Origin of the sequence: Promicromonospora sp. AC04 (assembly GCF_003058225.1) — a bacterium.
Classification (GTDB): Bacteria; Actinomycetota; Actinomycetes; order Actinomycetales; family Cellulomonadaceae; genus Promicromonospora.
Genome location: NZ_QBUG01000012.1, coordinates 71,016 through 86,264, shown reverse-complemented (window position 1 = coordinate 86,264; position 15,249 = coordinate 71,016). Strand labels below are relative to the sequence as shown.

At 72.0% G+C, this 15,249-nt stretch carries 11 protein-coding genes; 6 read left to right on the top strand and 5 right to left on the bottom strand.

Annotated features, from left to right (window positions below; all coding sequences use genetic code 11):
- Positions 1-37 precede the first annotated feature (37 nt).
- Entirely contained in the window at positions 38-1,000 is a 963-nt protein-coding gene (locus C8K30_RS25885) for a tetratricopeptide repeat protein (RefSeq protein ID WP_108495786.1), read from the top strand.
- 68 nt (positions 1,001-1,068) lie between these two features.
- Here C8K30_RS25885 and glgB read toward each other — a convergent pair whose 3' ends face one another.
- The 4 genes from glgB to C8K30_RS25865 form a co-directional block, all read right to left on the bottom strand.
- Positions 1,069-3,336 carry a 1,4-alpha-glucan branching protein GlgB gene (gene glgB, locus C8K30_RS25880; RefSeq protein WP_108495785.1) on the bottom strand — a complete coding sequence of 756 codons (2,268 nt, stop codon included), beginning with the start codon at positions 3,334-3,336 and terminating at the stop codon, positions 1,069-1,071.
- A 65-nt stretch (positions 3,337-3,401) separates the two neighbouring features.
- Complete coding sequence (locus C8K30_RS25875; protein WP_233257464.1) at positions 3,402-4,847, bottom strand: phosphotransferase; 1,446 nt, start codon at positions 4,845-4,847, stop codon at positions 3,402-3,404.
- Positions 4,844-6,598, bottom strand: a complete 1,755-nt coding sequence (gene treS, locus C8K30_RS25870) for a maltose alpha-D-glucosyltransferase (protein WP_108495869.1) — start codon at positions 6,596-6,598, stop codon at positions 4,844-4,846. Before treS ends, C8K30_RS25875 begins: the two co-directional genes overlap by 4 nt.
- 107 nt (positions 6,599-6,705) lie before the next feature.
- Positions 6,706-8,802, bottom strand: coding sequence for an alpha-1,4-glucan--maltose-1-phosphate maltosyltransferase (locus C8K30_RS25865; protein WP_108495784.1), 2,097 nt, complete (start codon positions 8,800-8,802; stop codon positions 6,706-6,708).
- A gap of 132 nt (positions 8,803-8,934) precedes the next feature.
- Here C8K30_RS25865 and glgP point away from each other — a divergent pair, with 132 nt between their 5' ends.
- Both glgP and C8K30_RS25855 read left to right on the top strand, forming a co-directional pair.
- Positions 8,935-11,517, top strand: a complete 2,583-nt coding sequence (gene glgP, locus C8K30_RS25860; protein WP_108495783.1) for an alpha-glucan family phosphorylase — start codon at positions 8,935-8,937, stop codon at positions 11,515-11,517.
- A gap of 71 nt (positions 11,518-11,588) precedes the next feature.
- Positions 11,589-11,786 carry a ferredoxin gene (locus C8K30_RS25855; protein WP_108495782.1) on the top strand — a complete coding sequence of 66 codons (198 nt, stop codon included), beginning with the start codon at positions 11,589-11,591 and terminating at the stop codon, positions 11,784-11,786.
- A gap of 95 nt (positions 11,787-11,881) precedes the next feature.
- Here the strand turns inward: C8K30_RS25855 and C8K30_RS25850 are convergent, their stop codons facing one another.
- Complete coding sequence (locus C8K30_RS25850; RefSeq protein WP_108495781.1) at positions 11,882-12,190, bottom strand: DUF6725 family protein; 309 nt, start codon at positions 12,188-12,190, stop codon at positions 11,882-11,884.
- Between the two features lie 138 nt (positions 12,191-12,328).
- Here C8K30_RS25850 and fdxA point away from each other — a divergent pair, with 138 nt between their 5' ends.
- The 3 genes from fdxA to C8K30_RS25835 all read left to right on the top strand — a co-directional run bounded on the left by fdxA (position 12,329) and on the right by C8K30_RS25835 (position 15,189).
- Positions 12,329-12,646 carry a ferredoxin gene (fdxA, locus tag C8K30_RS25845; protein WP_108495780.1) on the top strand — a complete coding sequence of 106 codons (318 nt, stop codon included), beginning with the start codon at positions 12,329-12,331 and terminating at the stop codon, positions 12,644-12,646.
- 1 nt (position 12,647) lies between these two features.
- Complete coding sequence (gene dapC, locus C8K30_RS25840) at positions 12,648-13,766, top strand: succinyldiaminopimelate transaminase (RefSeq protein ID WP_108495779.1); 1,119 nt, start codon at positions 12,648-12,650, stop codon at positions 13,764-13,766.
- 115 nt (positions 13,767-13,881) lie between these two features.
- Positions 13,882-15,189, top strand: coding sequence for a citrate synthase (locus C8K30_RS25835; RefSeq protein ID WP_108495778.1), 1,308 nt, complete (start codon positions 13,882-13,884; stop codon positions 15,187-15,189).
- Positions 15,190-15,249 lie beyond the last annotated feature (60 nt).

Below are 15,249 nucleotides of genomic sequence, written 5' to 3'. Positions count from 1 at the left end.
GACGAGTAACCACCGACGCGTTCATTAGGATTACCCCATGAGCAGTACCACTCCTCAGCCCGGCCCCGCCCGGAGCGCGCAGCCCGAGTTCGCGGTGCGCGGCGCCGTCGACCTGTCCGCCCTCAACCGTCCCAAGGCGCCGCCGCCTGGTGAACCCGGCGGCGCGCCCGAAGCCGGCGGCTTCGTCGTGGACGTGAGCGAGGCGAACTTCGAGCAGCTGATCCGCGACTCGTCCACCTATCCGGTGGTGATCCTGCTGTGGATCCCGACCGACCAGGCGAACGCCGAGCTCGGCGTCACCCTGGGCCGTCTCGCGCAGGAGTACGCCGGCCGGTTCGTGCTGGGCCGCGTCGACGCGCAGGCCAGCCCGCAGGTCGCCGCCGCGTTCCAGGTGCAGGGCGTGCCCACCGTCGTCGCGGTGCTGCAGGGCCAGCCCCTGCCGCTGTTCCAGGGCGCGGCCGACGAGCAGCAGATCCGCGGCGTGCTGGACCAGGTCCTCGCCGCCGCCGAGCAGAACGGCGTCAAGGGCCGGGCCCCTGGCGCGGCACCCGCGAGCGAGGAGCCGGAGCCCGAGGTCGAGCAGCCGCTGCCGCCGCTGCACCAGGAGGCGTACGACGCGATCGAGCGCGACGACCTGGAGGGCGCTGCCGCCGCCTACGCCAAGGCCCTGCGGCAGGACCCGCGGGACGCGGACGCGACGGCCGGCCTCGCGCAGGTGCACCTCATGCAGCGCACCCACGACTCCGACCTCGCCGTCGTGCGCCAGGCCGCGGCGGACGCGCCGTCCGACGTCGATGCGGCGCTCGCAGTCGCCGACATGGACATGCTGGGCGGCAAGGTGGACGACGCCTTCGCGCGCCTGCTCGACCTGCTGCCCGAGGCGGACGCCGACGGCAAGGAAAAGATCCGCGTCCGGCTCCTGGAGCTCTTCGAGGTAGCGGGCACCACGGACCCAAGGGTAAGCAAGGCCCGCAAGCGCCTGGCGATCAGCCTCTACTGACCCGCTCTGCGCGTTGAGTGCTGGATATTCGCCCTTTCTTGCTCGTCAGAAGGGCGAATATCCAGCACTCAACGGGTTTCCGGGACCAGGATCAGCGCGCCCAGCGGGGGGACGCGGATCTCGGCCGACCAGCGGCGGCCGTGGTGCGGGACCGGTTCGGCCCGGACGCGGCCCATGTTTCCGACGCCCGAGCCGCCGTACACGGTGGCGTCCGTGTTCAGCGCCTCGAGCCAGACGGGACCCTCGGCGGGCGGCAGGGTCTCGGCCGGTTCGGCCGTACCGGCGACCCCGGCCGGCGGGGCGGGTATCTCCGGCAGCGGCAGGCGGTAGCCCTCGTGGGGCACACCCGCGAAGTTCACGACGACCACGACCGGGTCCCCGCTGCGTGACCGGCGGACGTAGGCCAGCACGTTGTGGTCGGCGTCGTCCGACTCGAGCCACTCGAAGCCTGACGGGTCGAAGTCGAGCTCCCACAGGGCGGGCGTCGCGCGGTAGAGCGCGTTCAGGTCCCGGACCAGGTGCTGGACGCCGGCGTGCCCGGCGTCGCCGAGCAGGTCCCAGCGCAGGCCGTCGGACTCGGACCACTCCGTGTCCTGCGCGAACTCGCACCCCATGAACAGCAGCTGCTTGCCGGGATGGGTCCACTGGTAGGCCAGGAACGAGCGCACCCCGGCGAGCTGCTGCCACCGGTCGCCCGGCATCTTGCGCAGCAGCGAACCCTTGCCGTGCACCACCTCGTCGTGGCTGATCGGCAGCACGAACTGCTCCGTGAAGGCGTAGATGAGCGAGAACGTGAGCTCACCGTGGTGGTAGCGCCGGTTGTACGGGTCCTCCGCGAGGTAGCGGAGGGTGTCGTTCATCCAGCCCATGTTCCACTTCAGGCCGAAGCCCAGCCCCCCGCTCGACGTCGGGCCCGTGACCTGGGGGAACGCCGTCGACTCCTCGGCGATCATCATGACGCCGGGCGAGCGCCGGTAGGCGGTCGCGTTCGCCTCCTGGAGGAACGCGATGGCTTCCAGGTTCTCCCGCCCGCCGTGCACGTTGGGCGTCCACTCGCCCTCCTTGCGGGAGTAGTCGAGGTAGAGCATGGACGCGACGGCGTCCACGCGCAGCGCGTCGACGTGGAACTCCTCGAACCAGTAGGTGGCGTTGGCGACCAGGAAGTTGCGCACCTCGCGGCGGCCGAAGTCGAAGATCAGCGTGCCCCAGTCCTGCTGCTCGCCGCGCCTGGGGTCGGGGTGCTCGTACAGGGGGGTCCCGTCGAAGCGGGCCAGGGCGAACTCGTCGCGCGGGAAGTGCGCGGGCACCCAGTCCAGGACGATGCCCACCCCGGCCTGGTGGAGCCGGTCCACCAGGTACCGGAAGTCGTCGGGCGAGCCGAACCGCGACGTCGGCGCGTAGTAGCTCGTGACCTGGTAGCCCCACGACGCTCCGTACGGGTGTTCCGCCACGGGCAGCAGCTCCACGTGCGTGAAGCCCTGCTCGGTGACGTACGCGGTCAGCTGCTCGGCGAGCTCGCGGTAGCCCAGGCCGGGGCGCCAGGAGCCCAGGTGCACCTCGTAGACGCTCAGCGGCTCGGAGTGCGGGTCGGTCGCCTCGCGGGCCGCGAGCCACGCCTCGTCGTGCCACTCGTGCGTCGATGTGGTCACGACGCTGGCGGTGGCGGGGGGCTGCTCGGTCGCCTTGGCGAGGGGGTCGGCCTTGGCGCGCCAGACGCCGTCGGCCCCGAGGATCTCGAACTTGTACCGCAGGCCCGGGCCGACGTCCGGGACGAACAGCTCCCAGACGCCCGTGGCGCCGAGCGACCGCATGGGGTGCGTGCCGCCCCAGCCGTTGTGGTCGCCCACGAGCCGCACGCCGCGCGCGTTCGGCGCCCAGACGGCGAAGGCGACGCCGGCGATGTCGCCGGCGGCGCTCGGGTACCGGTGCAGGTTGGCGCCGAGCACCTGCCAGAGCTGCTCGTGCCGTCCCTCGCCGATCAGGTGCAGGTCGACGTCGCCCAGGGTGGGCAGGAACCGGTACGGGTCGTCCGACGACCAGGTCTCGGTGCCCGAACGGGTCCGGATCCGGTAGTCGGGGGCGTGCCGGGACCCGTCCGGCTCCTCCGCCGCGGGCACGACGGCGGCCCATACTCCCGCGCCCTGGTGCGTCGCGGCGACCTCGGTACCGCCTTCCGAGGTCACCACCACCACCTCGTCGGCGAGCGGGCGCAGGGCGCGCACCACCGTCCAGGGCCCGTCGAGCAGGTGCGGGCCGAGCACGGTGTGCGGATCGTGGTGGGATCCGGACGCGATAGCGGTCAGGACCTCGAGGTCGACGTCGGGCAGGTCTGCCATGGGTTCACCTTTCCACGTCCGGTGTGTGGCGTGCGACACCTGTCCGGCGTGTGCCCCCGCCCAGGTCATGAGGTGAGCACGCGTTCCACCGCGGTCAGCGGGATGTGCATCCACGCGGGGCGGTGCCGGGACTCGTAGACCACCTCGTACAGCGCCTTGTCGACGATCAGGGCGCGCAGCAGCAGCTCGGCGGTGGCGACGGAGAGCTCGCTGCCCGACCTCGTCGCGTCCGCGACCGGGTGCACCGTCCCCTCGTGCGCCTCGCCGCTGGCCTGCCGGTACCCCTCGAGAAAGCTGACCTGGGCGTGCGCGGCCCAGTGCGGGTCCGTGGCCCGCCCGACGGCGGCCGCGTAGTCCAGCGAGCGGAGCATCCCGGCGACGTCGCGCAGCGGCAGGTCGGGGGCGGTGCGCTCGGACACGGGGCGCTGCGGCTCGCCCTCGAAGTCGAGCACCTTCCAGCCGCCCGGCGAGAAGAGCGCCTGCCCGAGGTGCAGGTCACCGTGGATCGGCTGCAGCGGCACCACCCCGCCGCCCTCGACGACCGCGGACAGGCGCGCGCTCAGGGCGTCGTACAGCGCGGTGACGCCCGCGCGGTGCGGGGCCAGGGCCGGGACGTCGGCGAAGGCCTCGGCGGCGCGGCGGCGCAGCACGCCCATGAAGCCCGCCGGCTCCAGCCCGGGGCCGGGGCCCAGCGCCCGGCGCAGGACCGCGTGCAGGTGCGCGACGACGGCGCCAAGCTCCGCCGCCTGCTCCCCGAAGTCCTCGTCCCGCGCCGCGTACGCGCAGGCCAGCTCGAACCCGTCGGTGGCGTCGGCGACGAGCGCGGAGAGGACCGCGAGGTGAGCGAGCGGCGCGGCGCCGGCTTCGGGCGCGGGCAGCTCGACCGCGCCGAGGAAGCGGGGCACACCGTCCCAGCCGGCCTGGGTCAGGGCCTCCGGGATCACGACGTCCGGGTGCGGTCCCAGCGCCACCGTCCGCAGGATCTTGAGCATCCCGCCCTGGCCGGTGTCGTGCGGCAGGGCGGGGAACATCACCGACGTGTTCGACTGCTCCCCGGAGATCCGCCGCGCCCCGGCCATCTCGTCGCAGTCCTCCTGCCCGCACGCCTCGGGGAGCGCCGAGCCGAGGTAGGCCCGCCACGCCGCGGGGTGGGCGCCGCCGTCGTGCACCGTTACGGTGCCCGACCTCGTAGCGACCGTGCCGATCAGGCCCGCCGCCTCCGTGTCGACGGTGTCGGCGGTCGGCTCAGCAGTGGGGGTCAGGACCAGCGGGACCTGGACCACCAGTGCGTCGGAGCCGGCCGCCAGCCCCGGGCCGGCCAGCCGCAGGAACGCGACGACGACGTCGGCCACGCCCGGGAACGTGACGGTGAGCCACGGCTCGTGCCTTACGCCCTGGGCGGGCACCGGGTACCAGCGCTGCTCGGGCAGCCACGCGTCCAGCAGCCGCAGCACCTCGGGGGCGAGGTGCGCGGCACCGGGGGAGACGTGGACGGGGCGCGCCGGGCTCACACCTCTCGCGCCTGCCCGACGGAACCGTCCGCAACGGCCGGCGTCGGTGGCGCCAGCACCAGCCAGTAGAAGTCGCGCGCGCCCCACGTCATCGTCAGGACGCCGTCCTCGCCGACGCTCGGGAACCCGGCCCCGCCGAACACGTCGGTGAGCGTCCAGCCGGCGTACCCCGGGAGCTTGATCGTGGACGAGCGTGCCGTCGCGGACAGGTTCGCGGCCACCAGCAGCGTCTCCTCGGCCGAGGACCGGGTGAACGCGATGACCGACTCGTCGTTGCAGTCGAGCGCCGTGAAGTCCCCCGTCCCGAACGTGGGGTGCAGCCGCCGGAACGCCAGCATGTTGTGCGTCCAGTGCAGCAGCGACGTCGGCTGCGCGAGCTGCGCCTCTACGTTGGTGTGCTGGTAGTGGTGCACCAGCGACTGGACGAGCGGCAGGTACAGCTTGCCCGGGTCGGCAGTGGAGAAGCCGGCGTTGCGGTCCGGCGTCCACTGCATAGGGGTGCGCACCGAGTCGCGGTCGGGCAGCCAGATGTTGTCGCCCATGCCGATCTCGTCGCCGTAGTACACGCACGGGGTGCCGGGCAGTGCCAGCAGCAGCGCGTTGGCCAGCTCGATCTCCTTGCGGGCGTTGTCCAGCAGCGGCGCGAGCCGCCGTCGGATCCCCACGTTCGCCCGCATCCGGGGATCGGGGGCGTACCAGCCGTACATGCTGGCGCGCTCCTCGGTGGACACCATCTCCAGGGTGAGCTCGTCGTGGTTGCGCAGGAACGTGCTCCACTGCCCGGACGCGGGGATGGCCGGGGTGTCCGCGAGGATCTCCAGGAGCTGGCGGGCCCGCTGGTCGCGGATCGCGTAGAAGATGCGCGGCATCACGGGGAAGTGGAAGCACATGTGGCACTCGGGCTCGTCGTCCGTGCCGAAGTACCCCACGACGTCCGACGGCCACTGGTTGGCCTCGGCCAGCATGATGCGGCCCGGGAACTCGGAGTCGAGCATGCGCCGCACGCGGCGCAGGAACCGGTGCGTCTCGGGCAGGTTCTCGCAGTTGGTGCCCTCGGCCTCGAACAGGTACGGCACGGCGTCGAGCCGGAACCCGTCCACGCCGAGCTGCAGCCAGAACCGCGCGACGTCGAGCATCGCGTCCACGACGCGCGGGTTCTCGAAGTTGAGGTCGGGCTGGTGGCTGAAGAACCGGTGCCAGAAGTACTGCCGCCGCACCGGGTCGAACGTCCAGTTCGACGTCTCGGTGTCCACGAAGATGATCCGCGCGTCCTGGTACCGCGTGGCGTCGTCGCTCCACACGTAGAAGTCGCCGTACGGGCCGCTCGGGTCGGCGCGGGACGCCTGGAACCACGGGTGGGCGTCGCTGGTGTGGTTCATGACCAGGTCGATCACCACGCGGATGCCCCGCTCGTGCGCGGCGGCGACCAGGTCGCTGAAGTCCGAGATGGTCCCGAACTGCGGCGAGACGGCGGTGAAGTCAGCGACGTCGTACCCGCCGTCGCGCAGCGGCGACGGGAAGAACGGCGGCAGCCACAGGCAGTCGACGCCGAGCCACTCCAGGTAGTCGAGCCGCTCCACGAGGCCGCGCAGGTCGCCCGACCCGCCGTCGGCCGAGTCGGAGAACGACCGGATCATGACCTCGTAGAAGACCGCCTTCTTGTACCACTCGGGGTCGGCCGACAGGCCCTTGCGCCGGGCGTCGAGGCGCGGTTGCCGCCGCGGCGGCAGCGCCTGGACGGGCACTGGCATCGTCGGCGGGTTCGGCATGACGGGGCGCGCGGGCTGCGCCCGCTCGGCGTTCGGCTCGGGGTAGCCCTCCGGCGGCCCGACGGCGGGGCCACCCGGCCCGAACGTCGTCATGCCGGACCCACCTGGAGGACGTGGGCCACCCGGACCTGCGGGTCGAGCCGGACCCAGGGATGTGCTCCCCAGCCATAGGTCTCGCCGGACAACAGGTCGTGCGCCACGAAGAACGGGGAGTTGTCGTCGCCCTCGGGGGCACTGAGGCCGAGGGCCGAAAGGTCCAGGTGCACTACTGACTCCTGTGTGTTCCGCGGGTCCAGGTTCAGCACGACCACGATCACGTCGTCGTGTCGTGGGGCACGTCGATCGTTACCCCCTGCTCTCATGGTGCGGCCCGGTGGCGCCGCTGTCGCGCGCGACACGTGATCGGCAGTGATCCGGCGGGAGTAGGCCACCACCTGGTCGTTCGTCGTGGGGTGGACCGTCAGGTTGCGCAGCTGCGTCAGTGCGGGGTGCGCGCGGCGGACCGCGTTCAGCTCGCCGAGCAGCAGCGCGATCCCGTACTCGTCCGCGCGGGACCAGTCCCGTGGCCGGTACTCGTACTTCTCGTTGTCGATCTGCTCCTCGACGCCGGGCCGCGGCGTGTTCTCCACCAGCTCGTAGCCGGAGTAGATGCCCCACGTGGGCGAGCCAGTCGCGGCCAGCACCGCTCGCACCGCGAACGCCGCGACCCCGCCCTCGATCAGGTAGGGCGGGAGGATGTCGTGGGTAGTGGGCCAGAACGACGGGCGCAGCACCGAACCCTGCGGCCCGCTCACCTCGGCCAGGTACTCCTCGACCTCCTCCTTGGAGTTGCGCCAGGTGAAGTAGGTGTACGACTGGTGGAAGCCGATCCGGGCCAGCGTCTGCATCATCGCCGGCTTGGTGAACGCCTCCGACAGGAAGATGACCTCGGGGTTCGTCGCGTGCACCTGCGCCAGGAGCCACTCCCAGAAGTTCAGCGGCTTGGTGTGCGGGTTGTCGACGCGGAACAGGGTGACGCCCCGGTCGATCCACGTGCGGATCACGCCCAGCACCGCCGCGTACAGGCCGTCGGGGTCGGTGTCGAAGCTGAGCGGGTAGATGTCCTGGTACTTCTTGGGCGGGTTCTCCGCGTACGCGATCGACCCGTCCGCGCGCACCACGAACCACTCGGGGTGCTCGGTGACCCAGGGGTGGTCCGGCGAGCACTGCAGCGCGATGTCGAGCGCGACCTCCATGCCCTCGGCACGCGCGGCGGCGACGAAGCCCCGGAAGTCCGCCTCCGTCCCCAGGTCGGGATGGATCGCATCGTGCCCGCCGTCCTTCGACCCGATGGCGTAGGGGCTGCCCGGGTCACCGGGCTGCGCCTCGAGCGTGTTGTTCCGGCCCTTGCGGAACGTGGTGCCGATCGGGGAGACCGGCGTCAGGTAGACGACGTCGAACCCCATCGCCGCGATGCCCGGCAGCCGCTTCGCCGCCGTCGCGAACGTGCCCGACACCCACTTGCCGTTCTTCCTCTGGTACGCCCCCTCCGAGCGGGGGAACATCTCGTACCAGGACCCCGCCAGCGCAAGCCGCCGCGACACCCGCAGCGGGTAGGCCTCCGACGCCGAGACCAGCTCGCGCAGGGGTGCGCGGCGCAGCGCGGCGGCCACCTCGGGCGACGTCGCGGCCGCGAACCGGGCCTGGGCCGGGCGGGTGGCGTCCGCCAGGGCACGGGCCGCAGCGGTGAGGACGCGCGCGTCGCGGGCGGTGCGGGCCGCGGCGACCAGCGCGTCTCCGGGCACCAGGCGGCAGATCTTGTCGAAGAGCCGCACCCCCTCGGCGAGCATGAGCTCGGTGTCGATGTCGGCGCCGATCTTGATCCCGGCGTCGTGCACCCACGTGGCGTACGGGTCCGACCACGCCTCCACACGGAAGGCCCAGTCACCCTCGGCGTCGGGCTGCAGGAAGCCGCGGAAATGGTCCAGTCCGGGAGCGATGTCGGCCATGGGCGCCCACGAGTGGTCCGACCCGTCCGGGGCGACGAGCACGGCCGTGGCCGAGACGGCGTCGTGCCCCTCGCGGAAGACCGTGGCCTCGACCGGGACCACCTCACCCACCGCTGCCTTGGCGGGCCATCGGCCCCCCTCGACGACGGGGGAGACCTCGAGGACGGGGATGCGGCCGATGGGCGTGTGCGCGGTCACGCGCCAACGTTACCGACTATGCGCGCGGCGAGGGCGAAGGACGCGTGGGCGGAATGTGACCTCCGCGAGAACACGAGAGAGATGCGCGGAGGTGAGGTGTGCTGGGCCCGACATGTGCGTAGTGTTCTTCCGGTGAGAGCGATCCGCAGATTCACCGTCCGCACGGTCCTCCCCGAGCAGCTCGCAGCGCTCGACGAGCTGGCCCAGAACCTTCGCTGGTCCTGGCACGCGCCCACGCGCGACCTGTTCGCGAGCATCGACCCGGAGCTCTGGTCCGACGTCCGGGGCGACCCCGTCGCCCTGCTCGCCGCGCTCGGCTCCGACCGCCTCGCGGCGCTCGCGGTCTCCGACGAGTTCACGGGCCGCGTGCGCGCGGCGTCGGAGGACCTGCACCGCTACCTGCACGACCCGCAGTGGTACCAGGGCCAGACGTCGGCGGCGGGCGGCGAGCTGCCGCGCGCGATCGCCTACTTCTCGCCCGAGTTCGGCATCACGTCGGTGCTGCCGCAGTACTCGGGCGGCCTCGGCATCCTGGCGGGCGACCACCTGAAGAGCGCGTCCGACATGGGTGTGCCCATCGTCGGCGTCGGCCTGCTGTACGGCGCCGGCTACTTCCGGCAGTCGCTCACCCGCGACGCCTGGCAGGTGGAGACCTACCCGCTGCTCGACCCGGACGGCCTGCCGCTCGCGGTCCTGCGCGAGGAGGACGGCACGCCCGCCGTCATCTCGCTGGACCTGCCCGGCGGGCGCAAGCTGCACGCGCACGTGTGGGTGGCCGCCGTCGGCCGGGTGCCGCTGCTGCTGCTCGACTCGAACGTGCCGGAGAACGACGACACGGCCCGCAAGGTGACCGACCGCCTCTACGGCGGTGGCGGCGAGCACCGCCTGCAGCAGGAGCTGCTGCTGGGCGTGGGCGGGGTGCGCGCGCTGCGCGCCTGGTCGCGCCTCACCGGCGCGCTGGAGCCGGAGGTCTACCACACCAACGAGGGCCACGCGGGCTTCCTCGGGGTGGAGCGCATCCGCGAGCTCGTCGGGTCGGGGCTGAGCATCGGCGAGGCGCACGAGGCAGTGCGCGCCGCCACCGTCTTCACCACCCACACGCCCGTCCCCGCCGGCATCGACCGGTTCCCGAAGGACCTGGTCACCACGTACTTCGGCGGCGACAACGGGATGGCAGGCGTGCCGCTGGAGACCGTGCTGGCGCTCGGCGCGGAGGACTACGAGGGCGGCGACCCGACCGTGTTCAACATGGCCGTGATGGGCCTGCGGCTCGGCGGCCGGGCGAACGGCGTCTCGCTGCTGCACGGCCAGGTCTCGCGGCAGATGTTCGAGGGCCTGTGGCCCGGGTTCGACGCGCGCGAGGTGCCGATCACGTCGGTCACCAACGGCGTGCACTCGCCCACCTGGGTCTCGCCGCGGTTCGCGGCCGTCGAGGCGGAGCGGATGGGGCTGGACGAGATCACGGCGCCCGAGGCGTCGTCGGGCTGGCTCGACCCGAGCAAGGTGTCCGACGCCGAGCTGTGGGCCCTGCGCGGCGAGATGCGCGGTGAGCTCGTGGTCGAGGCCCGGCGCCGCGTGTACGCGTCCTGGCGCGAGCGCGGGGCGTCCCCGGCCGAGCTCGGCTGGGTCGACGACATCCTGTCGCCCGACGTGCTCACCATCGGCTTCGCCCGGCGCGTGCCCACCTACAAGCGGCTCACCCTCATGCTCCGCGACCAGGACCGGCTCAAGGCGCTCCTGCTGCACCCCGAGCGGCCCGTGCAGCTCATCGTGGCCGGCAAGTCGCACCCGGCCGACGACTCCGGCAAGCGGCTCATCCAGCAGCTCGTCCGGTTCGCCGACGACGCCGGGGTGCGGCACCGCATAGTGTTCCTGCCGAACTACGACATCGGCATGGCGCAGTCGTTGTACCCGGGCTGCGACGTCTGGCTGAACAACCCGCTGCGGCCCCTGGAGGCCTCGGGCACGTCGGGCATGAAGTCGGCGCTCAACGGCGGGCTGAACCTGTCGATCGAGGACGGCTGGTGGGCCGAGTGGTACGACGGCGAGAACGGCTGGGGCATCCCGACGGCGGACGGCGTGGTGGACGCCGACCGCCGGGACGACCTGGAGGCCGCCGCGCTGTACGACCTGATCGAGTCCCAGGTGACGCCCGCGTTCTACGACCGGACCGACGGCGTGCCGGGCCGCTGGCTCGAGCTGGTGCGGCACACGCTGGCCACGCTGGGCCCGAAGGTGCAGGCCACGCGCATGGTCTCCGAGTACGTGCACGGGCTGTACGCCCCCGCGGCGGAGGCCGGCCGGGTGCTCGCCGCCGACGGGTACGCCGCGGCGAAGGACCTCGCGGGCTGGAAGGCCCACGTGCGCGGCTCGTGGCCGCAGGTGCGCGTGGACCACGTCGAGTCCGCGGGTATCGGCGAGGCGGTGCAGGTCGGGGACCGGCTCACGGTGCGCGCCTACGTCTCGCTCGGACCGCTGTCGCCCGTGGACGTGGACGTGCAGGTGGTGCACGGGCGGGTCACCGAGGCCGACGTCATCGACGAGTTCACCCCCGAGTCGCTCACCCTCAGCGAGTCCTACGAGGCGGGGCGGCACGCGTTCGGCGGGGAGGTCGACCTGGACACCTCCGGGCCGTTCGGCTACACCGTCCGGATCGTGCCGAAGCACGCGCACCTGGCGAGCGTGGCGGAGCTGGGCCTGGTCGCGAACGCCTGATCCGGGCCCGTTCCGCGGAACAGTCCGCGGAACGGGTCCGACCAGCCTCGGTGAAGTGAAAGAGTGGCCCCATGAAGATCAACGTGGACCGCGACGTCTGCTGCGGCGCCGGCCAGTGCGCGCTGCTCGCACCCGATGTGTTCGGTCAGGACGACGACGACAGGGTCGTCCTGCTCGACGAGCGCCCGGGACCCGAGCACGACTTCGCCGTCCAGGAGGCCGTGAGCATGTGCCCGACGGGCGTCATCTGGGTGGACCAGAACGCCTGAGCCTGCCCTGAGATGCGCGATGCCGGGCTCCCGTCCTCCGGCGGGGGTCCCGGCTTCACTTCCGGCACTCCCAGCAGGAGGCGTCTCCTGCCGGCCTAGGTGTCGCCCGTGGAGCGCGCCCGTCGCGCGGGCCGCGGCGGGATCGGCTTGGCGGTCTCGATGTCGGCGGCCGCGACGGAGACCTCCTGCGGCTCGCCGCGGCCGGGCGCCGGGTCGGTGCGCAGCCGCAGGCCGGCGTCGGACACGTCGACGACAAAACCGATCAGGTCCGTCCAGCGGTGCGCCGTGCCGCCGTCGGACACGACGGGGCCGGCGGGCGCCAGCCGGCGCCGGACGACGACCCGGGTGCCGGGCCGCAGGGCGCGCCAGCCACCGCCCGGGGCGGGCGGTGTAGCGAATGTCACGTCGGTTCTCCTTCCGCTGCGTGAGACCGGTGGGGATCTGGGGGTCTCCCGGGAGATACTAGGATCGCGCCGCAGGGTCAGCCCCGCGGTCTGCCTCTTGCATGATCCTCAGTCCGGAAGTGGAAGGACACCCTCGAAGTGACCTACGTGATCGCTCAGCCGTGCGTCGACGTCAAGGACCGGGCGTGCATCGAGGAGTGTCCCGTGGACTGCATCTACGAGGGCAGCCGCTCCCTCTACATCCACCCGGACGAGTGCGTGGACTGTGGCGCGTGCGAGCCGGTCTGCCCGGTGGAGGCCATCTACTACGAGGACGACGTCCCCGAGGAGTGGAAGGACTACTACCGCGCGAACGTCGAGTTCTTCGACGACCTGGGCTCGCCCGGCGGTGCCGCGAAGATGGGTGTCATCGAGAAGGACGACCCGATGATCGCGGCCCTTCCGCCCCAGGCCTGACGTGGGTCTGCACGACCTCTCCGACCTGCCCTACCCCTGGGACTCGATCGCCGGCATCACCGCGACGGCGAGGTCCCATCCGGGTGGCCTGATCGACCTCTCCATGGGTACGCCCGTGGACCCGACCCCCGACGTCGTGCGGCGTGCACTCGAAGCGGCGTCGAACGCGCCGGGTTACCCCATGACCGCGGGCACGCCCGCGCTGCGCCAGGCCGTCGCGGCCTGGTTCGCCCGACGCCGGGACGTGCCCGGCCTCGACCCCGCGGCGGTGCTGCCGACCATCGGCTCCAAGGAGCTGGTGGGTCTGCTGCCCGCGCTGCTGCACCTGGGCCCCGGCGACGTGGTGGTGCACCCGGGGGTCGCCTATCCGACGTACGTCGCGGGCATCCGCGCGGCCGGCGCCACGCCGCTCGCGACGGACGACGTCGCCGACTGGGCCGGGCGGGACGACGTCAAGATGGTCTGGGTGAACAGCCCGGGCAACCCCACCGGACGGGTGCTGGACGTCGAGGCGCTGCGCGTGGTGGTCGACGCCGCGCACGCCATCGGCGCCGTCGTCGTCTCGGACGAGTGCTACGCGGAGCTGGCATGGGAGGCCCCGTGGGCCGACGACGGCGTCCCGTCGATCCTCGACCCGCGGGTGTGCGGCGGGTCGCACGAGGGCCTGCTCGCCGCGTACTCCCTGTCGAAGCAGTCCAGCATCGCGGGCTACCGGGCGGCGTTCCTCGCCGGCGACGGCGCCCTGATCGCCGACCTGACGCAGACCCGCAAGCACCTGGGGCTCATCGTGCCCGCGCCGGTGCAGGCCGCCATGACGGCGGCGCTGTCCGACGACGAGCACGTCGCCGCCCAGCGCGAGACCTACGGTGCCCGACGCCGGGCGCTCGCCGCGGCGGTCGTCGATGCCGGGCTCGTCATCGACGGGTCGGAGGCCGGCCTGTACCTGTGGGTGGCGGCGCCGGACGGCCGTTCTGGTCTGCGAATAGCGGAATGGTTCGCGGAACGCGGCATTCTCACCGCGCCCGGGCATTTGTACGGCGACGATACGCACACGCGGGTGGCGCTGACCTCCACTGACGCGCAGATTGCCGATGCTGTGTCACGCCTCACAGAGGCTTGACCGACGGATTGGAAAAACAAGAGCAGGGCGCGATACTGTCGTGCCCCAGGTCGACGCTGCCCCGACAGCTTTCTTTCACCGCAGCGTCCCTCGTGCGCCATTCAGGAAGGAAGACATGACCTCCACACCGGTGGACGGCTCGAGCCGCGTCGAGCTCGCCGTCAACGGAACCTCTCACACCCTGCCTGTCGTCGCCGCCAGCGAGGGCAACGACGGCATCGTCGTGTCGTCGCTGCTCAAGGACACGGGCCTGGTCACGGTTGATCCCGGTTTCATGAACACGGCGTCGTGCGAGTCGTCGATCACGTACATCGACGGCGACGCGGGGATCCTGCGCTACCGCGGGTACCCGATCGACCAGCTTGCCGCGGGCTCGGGCTTCCTCGAGGTCGCCTACCTGCTCATCTACGGCGAGCTGCCGAGCGCCGCGGAGCTCGACTCGTTCACCGAGCGGGTCAACCGCCACACCCTGGTGCACGAGGACTTCCGCACGTTCATGGGCACCTTCCCCCGGAACGCGCACCCGATGGCCGTGCTGGCGTCCGCGGTGAACGCGCTGGGCACGTTCTACCCGGAGTCGCTCGACCCGGCGGACGACGAGCAGGTCGACCTGGCCACCGTGCTGCTGCTCGCCAAGACGCGCACCATCACGTCCTACCTGCACCGGCGCCGCGTGGGCGAGCCGCTGCTGTACCCGGACTACTCGCGCGGCTACGTCGAGGACTTCCTGCGCATGACGTTCGCGACGCCGTACGAGGCCTACGAGGCGGACCCGGTGATCGTGGACGCGCTGGAGAAGCTGCTCGTGCTGCACGCGGACCACGAGCAGAACTGCTCGACGTCCACGGTGCGCGTCGTCGGCTCGTCCAACGCGACCCTGTACGCGTCGGTCGCGGCTGGCGTGAACGCCCTGTCCGGCCCGGCACACGGCGGCGCCAACGAGGCCGTGCTGACGATGCTCGAGAAGATCCGCTCGGGCGGCGAGACCGTCGAGACCTTTATGGAAAAGGTCAAGAACAAGCAGGACGGCGTGCGCCTGATGGGCTTCGGCCACCGGGTGTACAAGTCCTACGACCCGCGCGCCGCGATCGTGAAGAAGTCGGCGGACGAGGTGCTCGACAAGCTCGGCGCCAAGGACGAGCTGCTCGACATCGCGCGCGGCCTCGAGGAGATCGCCCTCTCGGACGACTACTTCGTGGAGCGCAAGCTCTACCCGAACGTCGACTTCTACACGGGCCTCATCTACAAGGCCATGGGCTTCGAGCCGGAGATGTTCACGCCGCTGTTCGCGCTCGGCCGGATGCCCGGCTGGATCGCCCAGTGGCGCGAGATGATCAAGGACCCGCAGACCAAGATCGGCCGCCCGCGCCAGGTGTACACGGGCGCCACGGAGCGCCCGTACATCCCGGCCGCGATGCGCTGAGCTCCGCGAGATAGAACCAGGGCGAGAAAGAACCCGAGCACTCCCGGGTTCTATCTCGCC

Bases quoted from the DNA above. Each gene is read 5' to 3' on its own strand.
- C8K30_RS25885 (WP_108495786.1), top strand. From the start codon at position 38: ATGAGCAGTACCACTCCTCAGCCCGGCCCCGCCCGGAGCGCGCAGCCC.
- glgB (WP_108495785.1), bottom strand. From the start codon at position 3,336: ATGGCAGACCTGCCCGACGTCGACCTCGAGGTCCTGACCGCTATCGCG.
- treS (WP_108495869.1), bottom strand. From the start codon at position 6,598: ATGCCAGTGCCCGTCCAGGCGCTGCCGCCGCGGCGGCAACCGCGCCTC.
- C8K30_RS25855 (WP_108495782.1), top strand. From the start codon at position 11,589: ATGAAGATCAACGTGGACCGCGACGTCTGCTGCGGCGCCGGCCAGTGC.
- C8K30_RS25835 (WP_108495778.1), top strand. From the start codon at position 13,882: ATGACCTCCACACCGGTGGACGGCTCGAGCCGCGTCGAGCTCGCCGTC.